This window comes from Pseudomonas sp. ANT_J12, from assembly GCF_008370045.1.
GTDB lineage: Bacteria > Pseudomonadota > Gammaproteobacteria > Pseudomonadales > Pseudomonadaceae > Aquipseudomonas.
Genome location: NZ_VOBN01000001.1, coordinates 97,582 through 112,069, shown reverse-complemented (window position 1 = coordinate 112,069; position 14,488 = coordinate 97,582). Strand labels below are relative to the sequence as shown.

General features: G+C 59.1%; 13 protein-coding genes and 4 tRNA genes. 12 read left to right on the top strand and 5 right to left on the bottom strand.

Annotated elements, in window-relative coordinates:
* Positions 1-51 precede the first annotated feature (51 nt).
* Both FQ192_RS00550 and rdgC read right to left on the bottom strand, forming a co-directional pair.
* A complete protein-coding gene (locus tag FQ192_RS00550) occupies positions 52-1,017 on the bottom strand; it encodes a bile acid:sodium symporter family protein (protein ID WP_149656926.1) in 966 nt (321 codons plus the stop codon).
* A 173-nt stretch (positions 1,018-1,190) separates the two neighbouring features.
* Positions 1,191-2,111: a recombination-associated protein RdgC gene (rdgC, locus tag FQ192_RS00545; RefSeq protein WP_149656925.1), complete on the bottom strand. Its 921-nt coding sequence runs from the start codon at positions 2,109-2,111 to the stop codon at positions 1,191-1,193.
* Positions 2,112-2,270: 159 nt separating this feature from the next.
* Here rdgC and FQ192_RS00540 point away from each other — a divergent pair.
* The 4 genes from FQ192_RS00540 to FQ192_RS00525 all read left to right on the top strand — a co-directional run bounded on the left by FQ192_RS00540 (position 2,271) and on the right by FQ192_RS00525 (position 2,798).
* A tRNA-Val gene (locus FQ192_RS00540) sits at positions 2,271-2,346 on the top strand.
* Between the two features lie 19 nt (positions 2,347-2,365).
* Positions 2,366-2,442 (top strand) — tRNA-Asp (locus FQ192_RS00535).
* Positions 2,443-2,630: 188 nt separating this feature from the next.
* Positions 2,631-2,706 (top strand) — tRNA-Val (locus FQ192_RS00530).
* 15 nt (positions 2,707-2,721) lie between these two features.
* A tRNA-Asp gene (locus FQ192_RS00525) sits at positions 2,722-2,798 on the top strand.
* Between the two features lie 95 nt (positions 2,799-2,893).
* Here FQ192_RS00525 and FQ192_RS00520 read toward each other — a convergent pair.
* On the bottom strand, positions 2,894-4,030 hold the full coding sequence (locus FQ192_RS00520; RefSeq protein WP_149656924.1) for a catalase family protein: 1,137 nt from the start codon (positions 4,028-4,030) through the stop codon (positions 2,894-2,896).
* 28 nt (positions 4,031-4,058) lie between these two features.
* Positions 4,059-5,867: a di-heme-cytochrome C peroxidase gene (locus FQ192_RS00515; RefSeq protein ID WP_178128974.1), complete on the bottom strand. Its 1,809-nt coding sequence runs from the start codon at positions 5,865-5,867 to the stop codon at positions 4,059-4,061.
* Between the two features lie 271 nt (positions 5,868-6,138).
* On the opposite strand from FQ192_RS00515, the gene FQ192_RS00510 reads away from it, so the two are divergent.
* From FQ192_RS00510 to FQ192_RS00475, 8 genes are all read left to right on the top strand, one after another.
* On the top strand, positions 6,139-6,852 hold the full coding sequence (locus tag FQ192_RS00510; protein WP_133836585.1) for an FKBP-type peptidyl-prolyl cis-trans isomerase: 714 nt from the start codon (positions 6,139-6,141) through the stop codon (positions 6,850-6,852).
* A gap of 294 nt (positions 6,853-7,146) precedes the next feature.
* Positions 7,147-7,602 (top strand): YkvA family protein, encoded by a 456-nt coding sequence (locus FQ192_RS00505; RefSeq protein WP_149656922.1) that lies wholly within the window; start codon positions 7,147-7,149, stop codon positions 7,600-7,602.
* Between the two features lie 112 nt (positions 7,603-7,714).
* Positions 7,715-8,056: a helix-turn-helix domain-containing protein gene (locus FQ192_RS00500; protein ID WP_149656921.1), complete on the top strand. Its 342-nt coding sequence runs from the start codon at positions 7,715-7,717 to the stop codon at positions 8,054-8,056.
* The gene (locus tag FQ192_RS00495) at positions 8,053-8,424 is read left to right on the top strand and encodes a hypothetical protein (RefSeq protein ID WP_003223109.1); all 372 of its coding nucleotides are present in this window, start codon (positions 8,053-8,055) and stop codon (positions 8,422-8,424) included. The genes FQ192_RS00500 and FQ192_RS00495 overlap by 4 nt, the downstream gene beginning before the upstream one ends.
* Positions 8,425-8,832, top strand: a complete 408-nt coding sequence (locus tag FQ192_RS00490; protein WP_149656920.1) for a sel1 repeat family protein — start codon at positions 8,425-8,427, stop codon at positions 8,830-8,832.
* Positions 8,833-8,972: 140 nt separating this feature from the next.
* Positions 8,973-10,517 (top strand): class I SAM-dependent methyltransferase, encoded by a 1,545-nt coding sequence (locus FQ192_RS00485; RefSeq protein WP_149656919.1) that lies wholly within the window; start codon positions 8,973-8,975, stop codon positions 10,515-10,517.
* 105 nt (positions 10,518-10,622) lie between these two features.
* Positions 10,623-11,660, top strand: coding sequence for an alpha/beta fold hydrolase (locus tag FQ192_RS00480; protein WP_149656918.1), 1,038 nt, complete (start codon positions 10,623-10,625; stop codon positions 11,658-11,660).
* 4 nt (positions 11,661-11,664) lie between these two features.
* The gene (locus tag FQ192_RS00475) at positions 11,665-11,919 is read left to right on the top strand and encodes a hypothetical protein (RefSeq protein WP_149656917.1); all 255 of its coding nucleotides are present in this window, start codon (positions 11,665-11,667) and stop codon (positions 11,917-11,919) included.
* 692 nt (positions 11,920-12,611) lie between these two features.
* Here FQ192_RS00475 and FQ192_RS00470 read toward each other — a convergent pair.
* A complete protein-coding gene (locus tag FQ192_RS00470) occupies positions 12,612-14,402 on the bottom strand; it encodes a bifunctional diguanylate cyclase/phosphodiesterase (protein WP_149656916.1) in 1,791 nt (596 codons plus the stop codon).
* Positions 14,403-14,488: the final 86 nt, after the last annotated feature.

The window sequence follows — 14,488 nt, the reverse complement described above, 5'->3', positions numbered from 1 at the left end:
CGCGTTGCGCCATAGAGTGCCCATCATTAATCCGGGGATCAAGTTTGCCGCTTATTCAGTCGCCTGCCGCGCCGCTATTTCCCGATCTTCTTTCTCGCTCATGCGGCGGAAATACGTCGAGAGCAGCGCCCCGGAAATGTTGTGCCACACGCTGAACAACGCGCTCGGCACCGCCGCCAGAGGCGAGAAGTGCGCACTGGCCAGCGCGGCGCCCAATCCGGAGTTCTGCATGCCGACTTCCAGTGCCAGGGACTTGCGCTGGGGCAGCGGCAATTTGAACAGGCGCCCGGTGAAGTAACCCAGCAAGTAGCCGAAACTGTTGTGCAGCATCACCACCGCCATGATCAACAAGCCGGACTCGGCAATCTTGGCCTGACTGGCCGCAACCACCGCTGCAACGATGATCACGATGCTCACCACCGACACCAGCGGCAGCACTTCTACCGCGTGACGCACTTTGTTGCCGAGCAGACGTTGCGCGATCACGCCAAGCACGATCGGCAGCAGCACCACTTGCAGGATCGACCAGAACAACTCCATGAACGACACTGGCAGCCACGCCGAGGCTAGCAGCCAGATCAGCGCCGGGGTCAGCAGCGGGGCGAGGAGGGTGGTGACGGCGGCGATGGCCACCGATAGCGCCAGGTCGCCGCGCGCCAGCCAAGTCATCACGTTGGACGACGTGCCGCTCGGGCAGCAGCCGACCAGGATCACGCCGACGGCGATTTCCGGTGGCAGGTGAAACACCTGGCAGAGCAACCACGCCATCCCCGGCATGATCACGAAATGCGCGACCACGCCCAACGCGACGCGCCAAGGATGGCGAGCGACTTCGGCGAAGTCTTCAAGTTTGAGGGTCAGGCCCATGCCGAACATCACCAGCCCCAGCAGCGGCACGATGGCGCCTTTCAGGCCAATGAACCAGGTCGGTTCGAGGAACGCCAGGACGGCGAAAATCAGTACCCAGTAAGCGAAGGTGTTGCCGACAAAGCGACTCAATGCAGCCAGTGCGCGCATGGCCTGTTCCTTATTATGTGAAAGCGTTAGGGAGCTAAGCATACGCGGCCTGTAAAAAAAGATCGCAGCCTTCGGCAGTACCTACTTTGGAATGCGATTTCAGTAGGAACTGCCGAAGGCTGCGATCTTTTGTACAGGCACCTGCCCATCAAGGCAGGCGCCCTTCAAGGCTGTCAGATGCCTTGCGGAGTTTCTTCGCCACCCAACGCTTCAACCAGCGCCGGCAGGAAGTCGCCGAAGGTCAGCATCATCAAAGTGAAGCTCGCGTCCAGTTGGCCCAGGGCCTCGTCGCCGCCGTCCTGTTCCGCCTGGTCCTGCAGCAAGTCTTCGAACTTCAGGCGCTTGACGGTCATTTTGTCGTCGAGCATGAACGACAACTTGTCCTGCCATGCCAGGGACAACTGAGTCACCACTTTGCCGGTGCTCAGGTGCAGCTGGATTTCTTCGCTGGTCAGGTCCTGACGCTTGCAGCGCACGATGCCGCCGTCTTCGTGGGTGTCGCGCAGTTCGCACTCGTCCAGCACAAAGAAGTCGTCCGCGGCTTTCTGGGTCTTGACCCAGTCAGTCATGGTGGCGGTCGGGGCCATTTTTACGGTCAGCGGACGTACCGGCAGGGTGCCGATCACTTCACGCAACGTCGACAGCAGGTCTTCGGCGCGTTTCGGGCTCGCCGAGTTGACCAGGATCAGGCCTTGTTTCGGCGCGATGGCGGCGAACGTCGACGAGCGACGGATAAAGGCGCGCGGCAGGAAGGCCAGGATGATTTCATCCTTGATCTGGTCGCGTTCCTTCTTATAGACCTTGCGCATTTGCGTGGCTTCGATCTCTTCGACCTTTTCCTTGACCGCGTCGCGCACGACGCTGCCCGGCAGAATGCGTTCTTCTTTACGGGCGGCGATCAGCAGGAAGTCACCGCTGACGTGCGCCAGTGGAGCATCTTCGCCTTTGCCGAACGGCGCGACGAAACCGTAGGTGGTCAACTCCTGGCTTGCACATGGACGGGCCAGTTTGGTCGCCAGTGCAGTTTCCAACGCCTCGGCATCAAAAGGCAGATCTTGGGTCAGGCGATAGATAAGCAGGTTTTTGAACCACATGGGGCGAGTCTCTCCTTTATACAAAGGGGGGCATTATTCTCTTCGCGGCGCCATAGGCCAACCCTTCTCTAAGCCTTTGGAAGGCCTGAATAAATTAATTAAAAAAGTGCTTGCCAGAGGTGGGGGTGCTCCGTAGAATGCGCGCCACACCGAAACGAAGGGTGATTAGCTCAGCTGGGAGAGCGTCTGCCTTACAAGCAGAATGTCGGCGGTTCGATCCCGTCATCACCCACCATTCGTTCTTAGTGTTACGCGCAGCGGTAGTTCAGTCGGTTAGAATACCGGCCTGTCACGCCGGGGGTCGCGGGTTCGAGTCCCGTCCGCTGCGCCATATTCGGTAACCTGGAATGCTGAACGCCAGGTCACCACGGAAAAGCCCGCTCACGCGGGTTTTTTTCTGTCTGTTGTTCCCGCGGGATGTATCGTTTCACCGGTTTTCGGATTTATTTGGAAAAATATTCAATTAAATCAACACTTTACGAAAACCTGTGGCATAATGCGCCCCGCAACGAAGGTAAAGGGTGATTAGCTCAGCTGGGAGAGCGTCTGCCTTACAAGCAGAATGTCGGCGGTTCGATCCCGTCATCACCCACCACTTTCAACGCTACGCGCAGCGGTAGTTCAGTCGGTTAGAATACCGGCCTGTCACGCCGGGGGTCGCGGGTTCGAGTCCCGTCCGCTGCGCCATATTCGGTAACCTGGAACGCTGAACGCCAGGTCACCACACAGAAAGCCCGCTTAATGCGGGCTTTTTGCTGTCCGGGATTTGGTAAATGCTGCTGTTACTGCTCGCCGTTGCGGCTGTGTCGGTAATCACTCACGGCCTCATACACCGCCTTACGCAGCCGATTGATCCCGCCAATCGGCCGATGCGCCTCCAGCCCGAACCACGGGTTGAACGACTGGTTATCGCATTGCAGATTCAGCGCCGGCGTGTCGAAGTCCTGCGCCGGCAGGTTGATCTTCGCGACTGTCTCGAACGGCGCATCACTTTCCCGCCACTCAATGCTGGTGTCTTCGATCGGCATGTACTTGTTCGCATCCTGGCGCTGGATCTGCAAGACGAAACACGCCGGGACCCGATCAGTCGATAGCTGTTGATTCAGCGCACTGCGCAGGAAGTTCGGCAGATCCTGATTTTGCTTGGGCAGGGTGTAGGCCGGGCAGCTTCCCGGATCGGGCATGACGCGGAACTTGGCATTGTTTGCGCCGAATTTGTAGGGCGAAACCGAGAAATACGTAGTCTGAGTCGGACTGTCGGGAGCAGGGGAGAGCGTCGCCAGTGCGATAAACAAGTGGCGAACCTGCCACGTGCGCGGGTCCCAACCCGGAAAAAACGCCATCGCCGATTTGCCGTCAGCCTGGGCGGCCACATTCTGACGGTACTCGGCGACATCGCTGACAAAGAAATTCGGATGGCTGAACATCACGAAATCCTGTTCGTGACGAGCCGCCTGGTCGGCCAGCAATTGTTTGCCGGGCACATCGAGCAACTTGATGGCCATGCCCCGCGCGTCGCGGATGCTGTCAAATTGCGGGTAGGCGTTGCCGTTGGACAATCGCACGCTCGCTTGCCAGGTTTTCCCCGGCTCGCTGAACACGCCTTGACGCAATTCCGCCGCCAGATCCGGTAACACCTGAACCTCGGCCCTCACGCAGCCATGGGCTTTTGCGTGGGCATCGCGCAGGTAGCGCGTGCTTTCGCGGTGCTGATCGACGATACGCACGGCGGTCTGGATGATGTCTTGGGTCATCGCCGACTCACCGTCCGGAATCTGTTCATCCGCCGACACCGCGCCGCTGTGCTGCCAGGCAAGCCACGCGGTGGCCAGCGCCCAACTCAACAACCCCAGACCCAGCACCCACAGCAGGAGTTTTCCGAGGAAGGCGCCGAGGCGCAGCCAAAGGGTAATCAACATCAGCAAGTCCTTTTGATGAATTCAGGATTCATGGCAATTGCGCCTCCAGCGGGCCGCCCAGCACTTTCAGGTATTCCAGCAACGCCCAGCGCTCCTGGGGTTGCAGCAAGCGGCCAATCACGCCATTGCCACGCTCGCCGGCGCGGAACTCGTGACCACTGTTGTGGTTGCCGGTGATGCGCGTGTCGAACACAAAGCCGTTGGAAAAGGCCTCGGTGCGATAGCCCAAGTGCTGGGGGTCGTACTCGAAGGTGCCTTTATAGAAGGTGGTGGCGCGTTCGTCCTGGGGCGACAGCAACTGATAAATGCTTGGCACCGAACCGTTGTGCAGAAACGGTGGGGTGGCCCACACACCTGCCAGTGGCCGGGCCTTGTACGCGCGCAACTCTTGCACGCCGATGGGCAGGCCGAAGCCGTCCAGGTCCGGGCGTTCCGCCGGGGTGAGCTTGGCCTCACGGTACGCGCGGTTTTCGACGAAGGCCGTGACGTAGGCCAGTCCCTTGGCCACCGAAAGTTTGCTCAGGTCCAGCGGCTCGGTCGGCTTGGGATGCAGTTGAACGTCGAGTTGCCCGAGTTCCGCCGGATCCCATTGCAACGCCGTGAGATCGAAGCGGTGGTCGGCAATGTTGTTGGCTGCGGTGGGATCGGTGCCGATCGCGGCGACCGGCAGCAACTTGAGCTGCTGCACTGGACGTCCGTTGATTGGCGTCACGCGGGGCACATGACAACTGGCGCAGTTCTCGGCGAACAACGCGCGACCTTGGGCCGCCAAAGGTTTGTCCACGCGACCCAACACCTCTTCTGGCCAAGCGGGCGGCTTCAGGCGTTGCAGGGTTTCTTCGATCAGGTTCAGATCACGAACGCGAACGCTGGAGGGGTAGCGCGCATCACCCGCGAACGGCTGGCCGTTGTCGTCGAAGAAATTCAGGGTCGCGCCCACACCCAGCGCCTCGCCGATATTGCGCGCCATCGGCTGCTGCGCCGAGCCGTTCCACTGCACCCAATCGAAGGTCCAGATGTCCCACAGCTGTGGATAATCCACCGGGGCGTTGGCCACACGGTAGTTATCCGGGGTGATCGCGTCACCGAAACTGGCGTTGGCGATGCGTCCGAACGCATCGGTGCGGCCTGGGCCTTCTTCGGTCGGATAGAGCCCGCGATGGGTGTCGTTCCACGCGGTTTTCACGAAGGTATCGAGAGAGCGTTTGAAGTCTTCCCGTAGGATTTGATGCCGAGCGTCGTAGTCCGCGCCCAGCACGTTGCGTGCGAAACGTTCGAATTTCCAAGGGTTGTAATAAGTCGATACCAGACTGGCGACCAAGGCCTGGCCAAAACTGCCCCCGCGCAGGGTCGGCACGCTGGGTGGCAAGACATGCTGGGCCGAGCCGCCATCGATACGCACAGCCTGGCCATTGAAACGCAACTCGCCGGTGTGGCAAGCGGCGCAAGTGATGTCGAGAAACTGGTCCGGGCTGCCCGGATTCTGGTGCCGGGCAAACCCCACGGGCAGGTTTCCCGGGTTGTTGGGCGTGGCTTTCTGCGCCGGATCGATCAGGAAGCCGAAGCGCGCGAGATATTCCGGGGTGGCAAATCGCTGTTGCGAGAACGGTAGCTCCAGCGCCTGGAACCAGTCGTAATGCAGGCCTTTGACCTGCGTGCCCTGGGGCGTGAAATAGTAGGTCAGGCGGTCGGCCGCGCTCCACTGCTCCAGGTAATGCACCTGTTGCACCGGGGTATAGAGAGGCAATCTTGGATTGGCGACGTAGTACAGAACCACCGTCAGGCCAAGTCCCAGCAGTACAGCGATCAGAGCCGGCAAACGGAATAAGAGGTGCAAGATAAACATCCTTGTCGATTTGTAGCTCTCTTATGCCTCAGCTGCTTAGGTGGCGGCAAGTGGCCATTACGCCAAGTGTTGTAGGAACCGGCGTCGGCGCTTGCGGGATCAAGATGACAGAAACTTCATCCAGCCCATTCCCGAAATGCTTTAAAAGACCTGAACTTATCAGAAGTTTCCTGCTCTCATGCCGGTAGCCATTGGTCGTGGCCGCCTGATAAGCTCGCGGCTTTATTCGATTGCCCTTTAGGCGCATGAACAAGGAAATAGCATGAAACAGCATCGGTTGGCGGCGGCGGTGGCCCTGGTAAGCCTGGTACTTGCGGGTTGTGATTCGCAGACCAGCGTAGAGCTGAAAACCCCGGCGCAAAAAGCTTCCTACGGGATTGGCCTGAACATGGGCAAGAGCCTGGCTCAGGAAGGCATGGATGATCTCGATTCCAAGGCCGTAGCCCAAGGCATCGAAGATGCCGTCGGCAAGAAAGAACAAAAGCTGAAGGACGACGAACTGGTCGAGGCCTTCGCAGCACTGCAAAAGCGTGCAGAAGAACGCATGGCGAAAATGAGCGAAGAGTCGGCAGCCGACGGCAAGAAATTCCTCGCAGAAAACGCCAAGAAAGCCGGCGTAGTGACCACTGCGTCCGGTCTGCAATATGAAGTTGTGAAAAAAGCGGATGGTCCTCAGCCTAAGCCGACCGACGTAGTGACTGTTCACTACACCGGCAAGCTGACCAACGGCACCACCTTTGACAGCTCGGTTGATCGCGGTAGCCCGATTGATCTGCCGGTCAGCGGTGTGATTCCAGGTTGGGTCGAAGGCCTGCAACTGATGCACGTCGGCGAGAAGTACAAGCTGTACATCCCTAGCGACCTGGCTTACGGCGCGCAAAGCCCAAGCCCGGCAATCCCGGCCAACTCGGTGCTGGTATTCGACCTGGAGCTGCTGGCAATCAAAGATCCAGCGAAACAAGACGCCGCCAAGTAACGTCGTCTGCTGCAAAAGCAACGCCTCGCATTATGCGGGGCGTTGTTGTATCCGGGGTTTGGCCGCTTGCAAAGAAAGCGAACGGATGCTGTAGGCTGGAGTCATAGGCAGTGAGAGCGTTGGGCTAGCCGCACCTCACCGCCAAGTCAATGAAATCTTGGGTTTTTTTATGTGAGTAAAAAACGCCCGATCTGAGTTGAGCCCTTATAAAACGGGGCTTGCAGACGTGAAATGCAGCTCTGTTCACAAGGTTATCCACAATTTGTGTGGATAACATTTCAGTGGGAGGAAAAGATGAAAGCACCCTGGAATTTCGCTCGCTTCCTGCCACTGGCCGGGCGTCTGTTGGCTAAAGGTCGATTGCCGACCCTGCTATTCGCCGTGGCCAGCAAAAGTGCCAGTGAAGGCGGCCGCCTGGGTAAGCTCAAGGATGACCTGCGGCTGTTGCAGGCCTTGTGCCTGGCCTACTGGCGCGGCGAGTACCGGGCCATCAGCCGCAAATCGATTCTGACTGTCGTGGCCGGCCTGATGTATTTCCTCAGCCCCCTCGATGCCATCCCGGACTTCATCCCGGTATTCGGCATGCTCGACGACATCGCCGTGCTGGCCTGGGTAATGAAAACCCTCGACGACGAACTCAACGCCTTCCGCGCCTGGCGCAATCGGCAGTTGCCGGAGAAGCTGGCCGTGGTCGAACGCCTGCCCGATACTCCAGAGCAACTTCAACTTCAAGGCCCCAAGGATGACTAAGTGATGGCACTTTCATCTTAGATTGATGCCCTCGCGACCTTGGCCGCTGTTAGGATTACACTTCAAGGGAAAAGTGCCGACTCGCTAAGTGTCGTTGTCCTACGGGGAAGTCATGGATATTCAGATAATCACACGCGAAGGCGAGCCCGAATATGCAGTTGTTCCATGGGCTCAGTATCAGGCTCTACTGAAAGCAGCAGGCATCGAGCAACAACCGCCACGGGCCGCCCCAGAGCGTCCGGCGGCCGCAGCAGACCAGATCCTTCCGGGTCTGGATCAACTCCGCAGTTTGCGCGAAGGGAAGGGCATCGCCATCGAGGCGCTGGCCCGCACGGTAGGCATCAGCCCGTCTTATCTGGCCTTGATCGAAAGTGGCGAGCGTCAACCCGACGCTGCGATTCGCCGCAGCCTGGCCTGGGAATTGACGGTGCCAGGGTGGAGGGATGAATCGTGAGCGTACGCATCAGTCGTCAACATTGGGACGGGTTGCTGGGTGAACTGGACCAGGCGCGCCGCCAGCGCCATCTTCTGACTTATCGAGCGCTGCTGGAGCGTTTGCAGTTGCCCACCCCGGCCATGCAAACCCTGACCGCGGCCCTTGAACACCTGGCCGCCCTGGACGCCAAGGCCGAGCAGCCCTTGCGCAGCTCGCTGGTGATCAGCCAAGGCGCCAGCCGCCTGCCGCGCACCGGCTTCTTCGAATGTGTCGAACGCCTTGGCCGGTTCTCCGGGCCGTCCGACGGCGTCGCGGCCGCTTCCTGGCATGCCTCGGAAGTGGTGCGGGTGTTCGAATACGAGTACCCCGAATCTGCGGAGGCCTGAGTGTTCTTACGACTCAAGGCGCGGGCCTCCTACTGGTTGGCCCGCAGGCTGTTTCACTGGTCGTGGTTTGTGAAACAGCCACGGGGCTGGAAATGGCTCGAAGGCCAATTCGCCCGCATGGCCAACCTCGGCGACGTCAGCGCGCAAAGCTTCTATGGCCACATCCTGACCTTTCGTGGCGTTGGCCTTGGTGCCCGTGAGGAAGGCGTACGATTGCTGCGCCTGGCGGCGTTGGCGGGGGATGGCAAAGCGGCGTATCAGGTCGGGGTGATCAGTTTGGCGGGCACGCCGAGCAAAGCGCCGGACCCGGTGGAAGCCGCGCGGTTCTGGCGGATTGCGCTGAAGGCTGGGCACCCGTTGGCGGAGATCAAGTTGAAAGGGTTGCCGAGCGACAGTGCTTCGCAGTGATCCGATGCTTGTTCAATAAGCAGACGTGGCGCCTGACGATCGTCTGCGAAAAAACACTCGTCCGCGTCTTTCCCCTTGTGGCACCCAATGCCTACCCCTTATAAAAGCCACCTTCACTTTCGAAGTAAAAGGATACGAGCATGAGCGCTGCCTGGAACGAAGGATATTTCACCGACGAAGGCTACACCTACAGCTATAGCCGGGAAATCAATCCAGTCTTCCTGCGCTATTGCTTGTTGCTGCGCGGCTTTGCCAGTCTGGAGACAACCGACGGCTATCACTGCGAATTGGGCTTTGGCCAGGGCGTCTCGATCAACATCCATGCCGCCGCCAATCCAGGGTCCTGGGTAGGCACTGACTTCCATCCGGGCCAGGCGGCTCATGCCAGTGCACTGGCGACTGCCTGGAACAGCGATGCGCAGCTGTATGACGACAGCTTCGAACAACTGCTGGCCCGAGATGATTTGCCGCAATTCGACAGCATCAGCCTGCATGGCATCTGGACCTGGGTCAGTCGCGACAACCAGAAATTGATCGTCGAATTCGCCCGGCGTCACCTCAAGCCCGGTGGTCTGCTGTACATCAGCTACAACTGCTTCCCCGGCTGGTCGCCTCAGGCGCCATTACGTCACCTGTTCAGTCTGCACGACCGCTTTGCGACAAACCGCTCCGAACGCCCGGACCAGCGCATAGACGCCGCATTGCAATTCTCCGAAACGCTGCTGGCGGCCAACCCTGCTTACGCCAGCGCGGTCCCGAGCCTGAACGCCAAGCTGCAGAGCATCAAAGGCCAGGATCGCCAGTACGTCGCCCATGAATACTTCAACCGCGACTGGAACTGCATGTACTTCACCGACGTGGTCGATGCCCTCGCATCTGCCAAACTCGACTTCGCCACGACAGCCGTGCCGCTCGATACGGTGGATCCGCTCAACTTGAGCGCAGAAGCCATGGACTTTCTCGAGGGCATCGATCACCCGATCATGCGCGAGCAAGCGCGTGACTACTTCGTCAACCAGAGCTTCCGCCGGGATTTGTACGTGCGCGGTGCCAATCGGTTGTCCGCCTCTGAACGCCGCCAAGCAATGCTCAATACACGTTTTGTCCTGCTCCAACCGGCAGAAAGCGTCCCCGACACCGTCAAAGGCCCGGCCGGCGAAGCGTCGCTGCAGGCAGAGATATACGTCCCCGTACTCGAAGCGCTGGCAGCCAACGCCTATGTCCCCAAAACGTTGCGCCAGTTGTCAGCGGCCGTGCCCTCGATGCCTTATGACGACCTGGTCCAGGCCATCACCGTATTGATAGGGATGAGCGCCGCGGCACCGTGCCAGAGCGAAGCGGCCGAGAAGCTGGTACAGGCGCGCTGCACCACCCTCAACCTGCAGCTCTGCAAACGCTCGCTGCTCAGCAACAAAATCCAGGTCCTGGCCAGCCCTGTCACGGGCGGCGGCGTGCCGATCAGCCGCTTTCAGCAGCTGTTCCTGATATCGATCAAACAAGGCAGAAAGCATCCGGCGGAATGGGCGCAACTGGCCTGGAGTGTCATCAGTGAGCAGGGGGAGGGGTTGGTCAAGGACGGTAGGGCGCTGACCACCGCAGAAGAAAACATCGCGGAACTGACCGAACAGGCGCACGCCTTTGCCGACAACTCGCTGGTGATTCTTAAGGCGTTGGGCATCGTTTAACCCATTGAAGTAGTTGATTGATCGTTCCCACGCAGAGCATGGGAACGATCATATGAAACAGATTTCAGGACAGATGGATCAATCTAATCAAGGAAGATAAAAACAATGAAAAAAGCTCTCGGCATCCTGGTTCTAACTTGCCTCACCACCAGCGCATTCGCCAACGATAACCCCATCGGCTTCCAGTCCTCGACGCTGCCAGACCCGAAAAACGAGCGCCCACTGGAAATGGTCGTCTGGTACCCCAGCACAACCAACGCCGCACCGCAGTTGTTCGGCGACAACCCTGTGTTCATCGGCGCCCTTGCCGTACCCAACGCGCCACCGACTGCCGGCGAGCATCCATTGGTGGTGCTCTCCCACGGTTACAACGGCAGCTGGATCAACCAGACATGGCTGGCCAGCGCACTGGCCCACAAGGGTTACATCGTCGCGGCGGTCAACCATCCCGGCAGCACCAGCCAGGACCGAAGCCCTCAAGCCGCCGCACAGCTATGGCAACGACCCGCCGACCTGAGCCGAGCCATCGACGCTGTCACGGCCCAGCCAGAAAAATTTGGCGCAGTCGCCAAGCGCCAAATTGCGGCGGTCGGCCATTCACTCGGCGGCTGGACCATCCTGGAAATCGCTGGCGCCCGCTTCGACCCTGATCGCTTTGCCCAAGACTGCAACGCCCACCCAACGTTGGCCAGTTGCACCGTTTACCAACAGATGAATCCCGCAAGTACCCCGGCATCCAAAGCTCAATTGGCCGCCGACTTAAGCGATAAACGCGTCTCCACCATTGTTTCACTGGACCTGGGCCTGTCACGCGGGATGACCGACGAAAGCCTCGCGGCGCTGCCGGTGCCGACGCTGGTCATCGCAGCGGGCGTACCGTCTGAAGAGCTTCCTGCGCAGTTGGAATCTGCCGACCTGGCCAAACGCCTGCCTCAAGCGTCGAAGCGCTATGTGGAGATCAGTGATGCTAGCCACTTCAGCTTTATGGCGGTGTGTAAGCCAGGGGCGGTGGCGATGCTTGAGGAGGATGTGAAGGGTGATGGGATTATTTGTGGGGATGGGGTGGGTGGGAGGTCGCGTGGGGTGATTCAGCAGCAGGTTACTTCGGAGATTGATGAGTTTCTGAAGCGGTCTGAGTCTTGACGTCATGGAATCCTGCCCACGCTGTGGATCAATCCAGCACGTCAGACCTAAGGCAATCTTGATAGGCGCAGCAAGTCCAAAGAAGCGCTTTGACGGAGAAGAAAAAGCGGGCTATCGCCGTTTGGATCAACTTGCAGTTGATGAATGCGATCCCGCTGAACTGAAATCAGCGCCGCTGGAACAGTTTGTCGATGGGTTTTATTGTGGTGGTTGCGAGGTGGGGTTTGTGGCCAGTGGGCTTGTGCGGGATGGCGATTGATATTCAGTAAAGTCGATATCAGGTGGATAAGATCGCTGTTTTTTTTCGGTGAAATGAAATGCTAACCGACCAACAGGCCCGCTTGTTTCTGAAAGATCTTATTCAGCAGAAAAGGGGACTGATCTATTTTTCACGAAGTGCTGCCATGGAGCAAAAGTTCGCACTACTTGCGTGGGGACCACGCGAGGCTTCGGCGAAAACTGTTTGTCGAGTTTGATTTTTGGGGACGAATTTTCTGGGTAAGGTCTTAGGACATTTCCTTCAAACTGCAGCGACTTTGGTGAACTGGTGCGCGGTGAGTTAGATCGGTAGGCTTTGCTGGTCGCTGCATATTCAGCGACAGGGCGTAGGAACCCTTCAATATCTTTAGAGCTACATTGGCGCCGATACTTGATTGCGGCCGTTAACACGCGTCCGTAAGATCCGTTTCGGCGGCTTTGCGCGGGCACGCTTCGGTGTGGTCGAGAATTGCTCTAAAGGACTCGATATTCCTACCCCGCGCATAGCTGCCACCCAAGCCTGTAGGAAGGCACCTGGCAGCTCCTATTTTTAATGATCGTTCCCACGCTCTGCGTGGGAATGCAGCCCGTGACGCTCTGCGTCACATTGGTGTACGGCTCGACATCAGCAGTGGGCTTGGAACGCGGAGCGTCCCTGGAGGCATTCCCGCGCGGAGCGTGGGAACGATCAGGTTAGCGATGGCCGGCGATTAATGTGTCTTCGGCTTCGGGCACCGCGAGGCTATCAATCACATGCACGCTGTACCCCGGAACATTCTTCGCGTGATGCTTGGCCTGTGACGCCATCTCAGCCAACTGGCTAGCATCGAGTTGTCCACAGGCCTCCGGGTGCAGATGTACTACGCCAATCGACAACGACAACAACGGAAACTCCTGCCTTACACCCTGGCGATTCGGTGCAATGAAGCAGCCAGCCTCCAGGTGTTCGGCCCGATAGAAGCGCCGGCATTGGCTATGAAAATCATCCAGCAACTGGTTCAACCGTCTGCGCCAATCCTCCGGTCCAAGCACCAGCAAAAAGTCATCACCGCCGATATGTCCGACGAAGTCGCGGGAAGGATCAACGCGGTCATTCAGACATTGCGCCAGACACAGTAGGACTTCATCCCCCCGGCCGTAGCCGTAGATATCGTTGAAGGGTTTGAAGCTGTCGATGTCGACGTAGCAGATCACCGATTCCCGCGCTTGTTGCAGCAGGCGTGTCAGGCATTGCTGGATCGGCACGTTGCCGGGCAACAGGGTCAGCGGGTTGGCGTAGCGGGCTTGTTGGATCTTGAGTTCGGTAATCAGCTTGAGCACGTCGATGACCCGGCCCAGCCCCAGATAACCGCCGTTGAGGGTGATGATGAAGTCTTCCTCGATGCGTTGCCGGGCGCGGCTGGTGATCAGGCGGCTGACTTGTTGCAGTGACTGGCTCATTTCCACGGCGAGGAAGTCGTCGTTCATCAGGCGGCTGATGGGTTTGCGGGCGAACAGGTCGGTGGCAAAGGGCTTGAGCAGTGCGTCGGAGAGCGAATGGCGGTGGACGATGCCGCAGGGCTGGCCTTGCTCGTCGAGCACCGCCAGGGAGTTGAGATTGGCTTGGCGGCGGAAAGCTTCCAGCACCTCGGCTGTCGGCGTGTCGCGGTCCACGGCCGGTTGGTCGTTGAGCAGGGCGCTGAGGTCGCTGCTTTCGTCGTTCAGCGCCACCGCCGTGCTTTCCTGTTTGGGCATCAGAGCCCGAGCGTCCCGGGGCGGATGTTCCTGGGGGCGGCAAAGCAGATAGCCCTGCACCAGATCGACACCCATTTCGGTCAGTACCGCGAGTTCTTCCGGCAACTCGATACCTTCGGCGATCACTTGCGCACGGGAAGCCTTGGCGATTTGCAGGATCGAACCGACGAACTCACGCTTGAGCGCGTCCTGGTGGATGCCGTCGATGAAGTGCCGATCAATCTTCACGTAATCCGGCCGCAGCTCGGACCACAGTCGCAAACTCGAATAGCCGGCGCCGAGATCGTCCAGCGCAATGGAAAACCCCATCGCCCGGTAGTGATGCAAGGCGTTTTGCAGCAACTGAAAATCATCGGTCGGGGTTTGCTCGGTGAGTTCGATCACCACCTGGCTCGGCGGAATGCCGAAGTCCTGCAGCAGTTGCAGGGTGCGACCCGGTTGGTGTGAGGTTTCGAGCAGGGATTCCGGCGACACGTTGAGGAACAACTTGCCCGGCAGTTGCTGGTCGTTGAACCGCCGGCATGCGCTCTGGCGGCAGGCGATTTCCAGCTCACTGAGGCGCCCGGCCTGACGGGCCACTGCGAACAGGGCGATGGGGGAGTGCAGCGGGCTGTTGGAGGGGCCACGGCTCAGGGCTTCGTAGCCGATGATTCGTCGTTCAGAGAGGGAGATGATCGGCTGGAACAGGCTGTGCAAACCGCTTTGAGCCAGTATTGAACTCAAGGCACTCAGCTGTTCGGTCGTGGTCATGGCGATCTCTGGCGATAAAAAAAGGACTGGGAGCAGCTAGCTCCCAGTCCTTCATTTCACGACAGAATGATGACTGTTTGATGACG

Coding starts and splice junctions, on each gene's coding strand:
- FQ192_RS00510 (WP_133836585.1), top strand. CDS start 6,139: ATGAAACAGCATCGGTTGGCGGCGGCGGTGGCCCTGGTAAGCCTGGTA.
- FQ192_RS00505 (WP_149656922.1), top strand. CDS start 7,147: ATGAAAGCACCCTGGAATTTCGCTCGCTTCCTGCCACTGGCCGGGCGT.
- FQ192_RS00520 (WP_149656924.1), bottom strand. CDS start 4,030: ATGTTGATTACCCTTTGGCTGCGCCTCGGCGCCTTCCTCGGAAAACTC.
- FQ192_RS00475 (WP_149656917.1), top strand. CDS start 11,665: ATGGAATCCTGCCCACGCTGTGGATCAATCCAGCACGTCAGACCTAAG.
- rdgC (WP_149656925.1), bottom strand. CDS start 2,111: ATGTGGTTCAAAAACCTGCTTATCTATCGCCTGACCCAAGATCTGCCT.
- FQ192_RS00550 (WP_149656926.1), bottom strand. CDS start 1,017: ATGCGCGCACTGGCTGCATTGAGTCGCTTTGTCGGCAACACCTTCGCT.
- FQ192_RS00485 (WP_149656919.1), top strand. CDS start 8,973: ATGAGCGCTGCCTGGAACGAAGGATATTTCACCGACGAAGGCTACACC.
- FQ192_RS00500 (WP_149656921.1), top strand. CDS start 7,715: ATGGATATTCAGATAATCACACGCGAAGGCGAGCCCGAATATGCAGTT.
- FQ192_RS00470 (WP_149656916.1), bottom strand. CDS start 14,402: ATGACCACGACCGAACAGCTGAGTGCCTTGAGTTCAATACTGGCTCAA.
- FQ192_RS00480 (WP_149656918.1), top strand. CDS start 10,623: ATGAAAAAAGCTCTCGGCATCCTGGTTCTAACTTGCCTCACCACCAGC.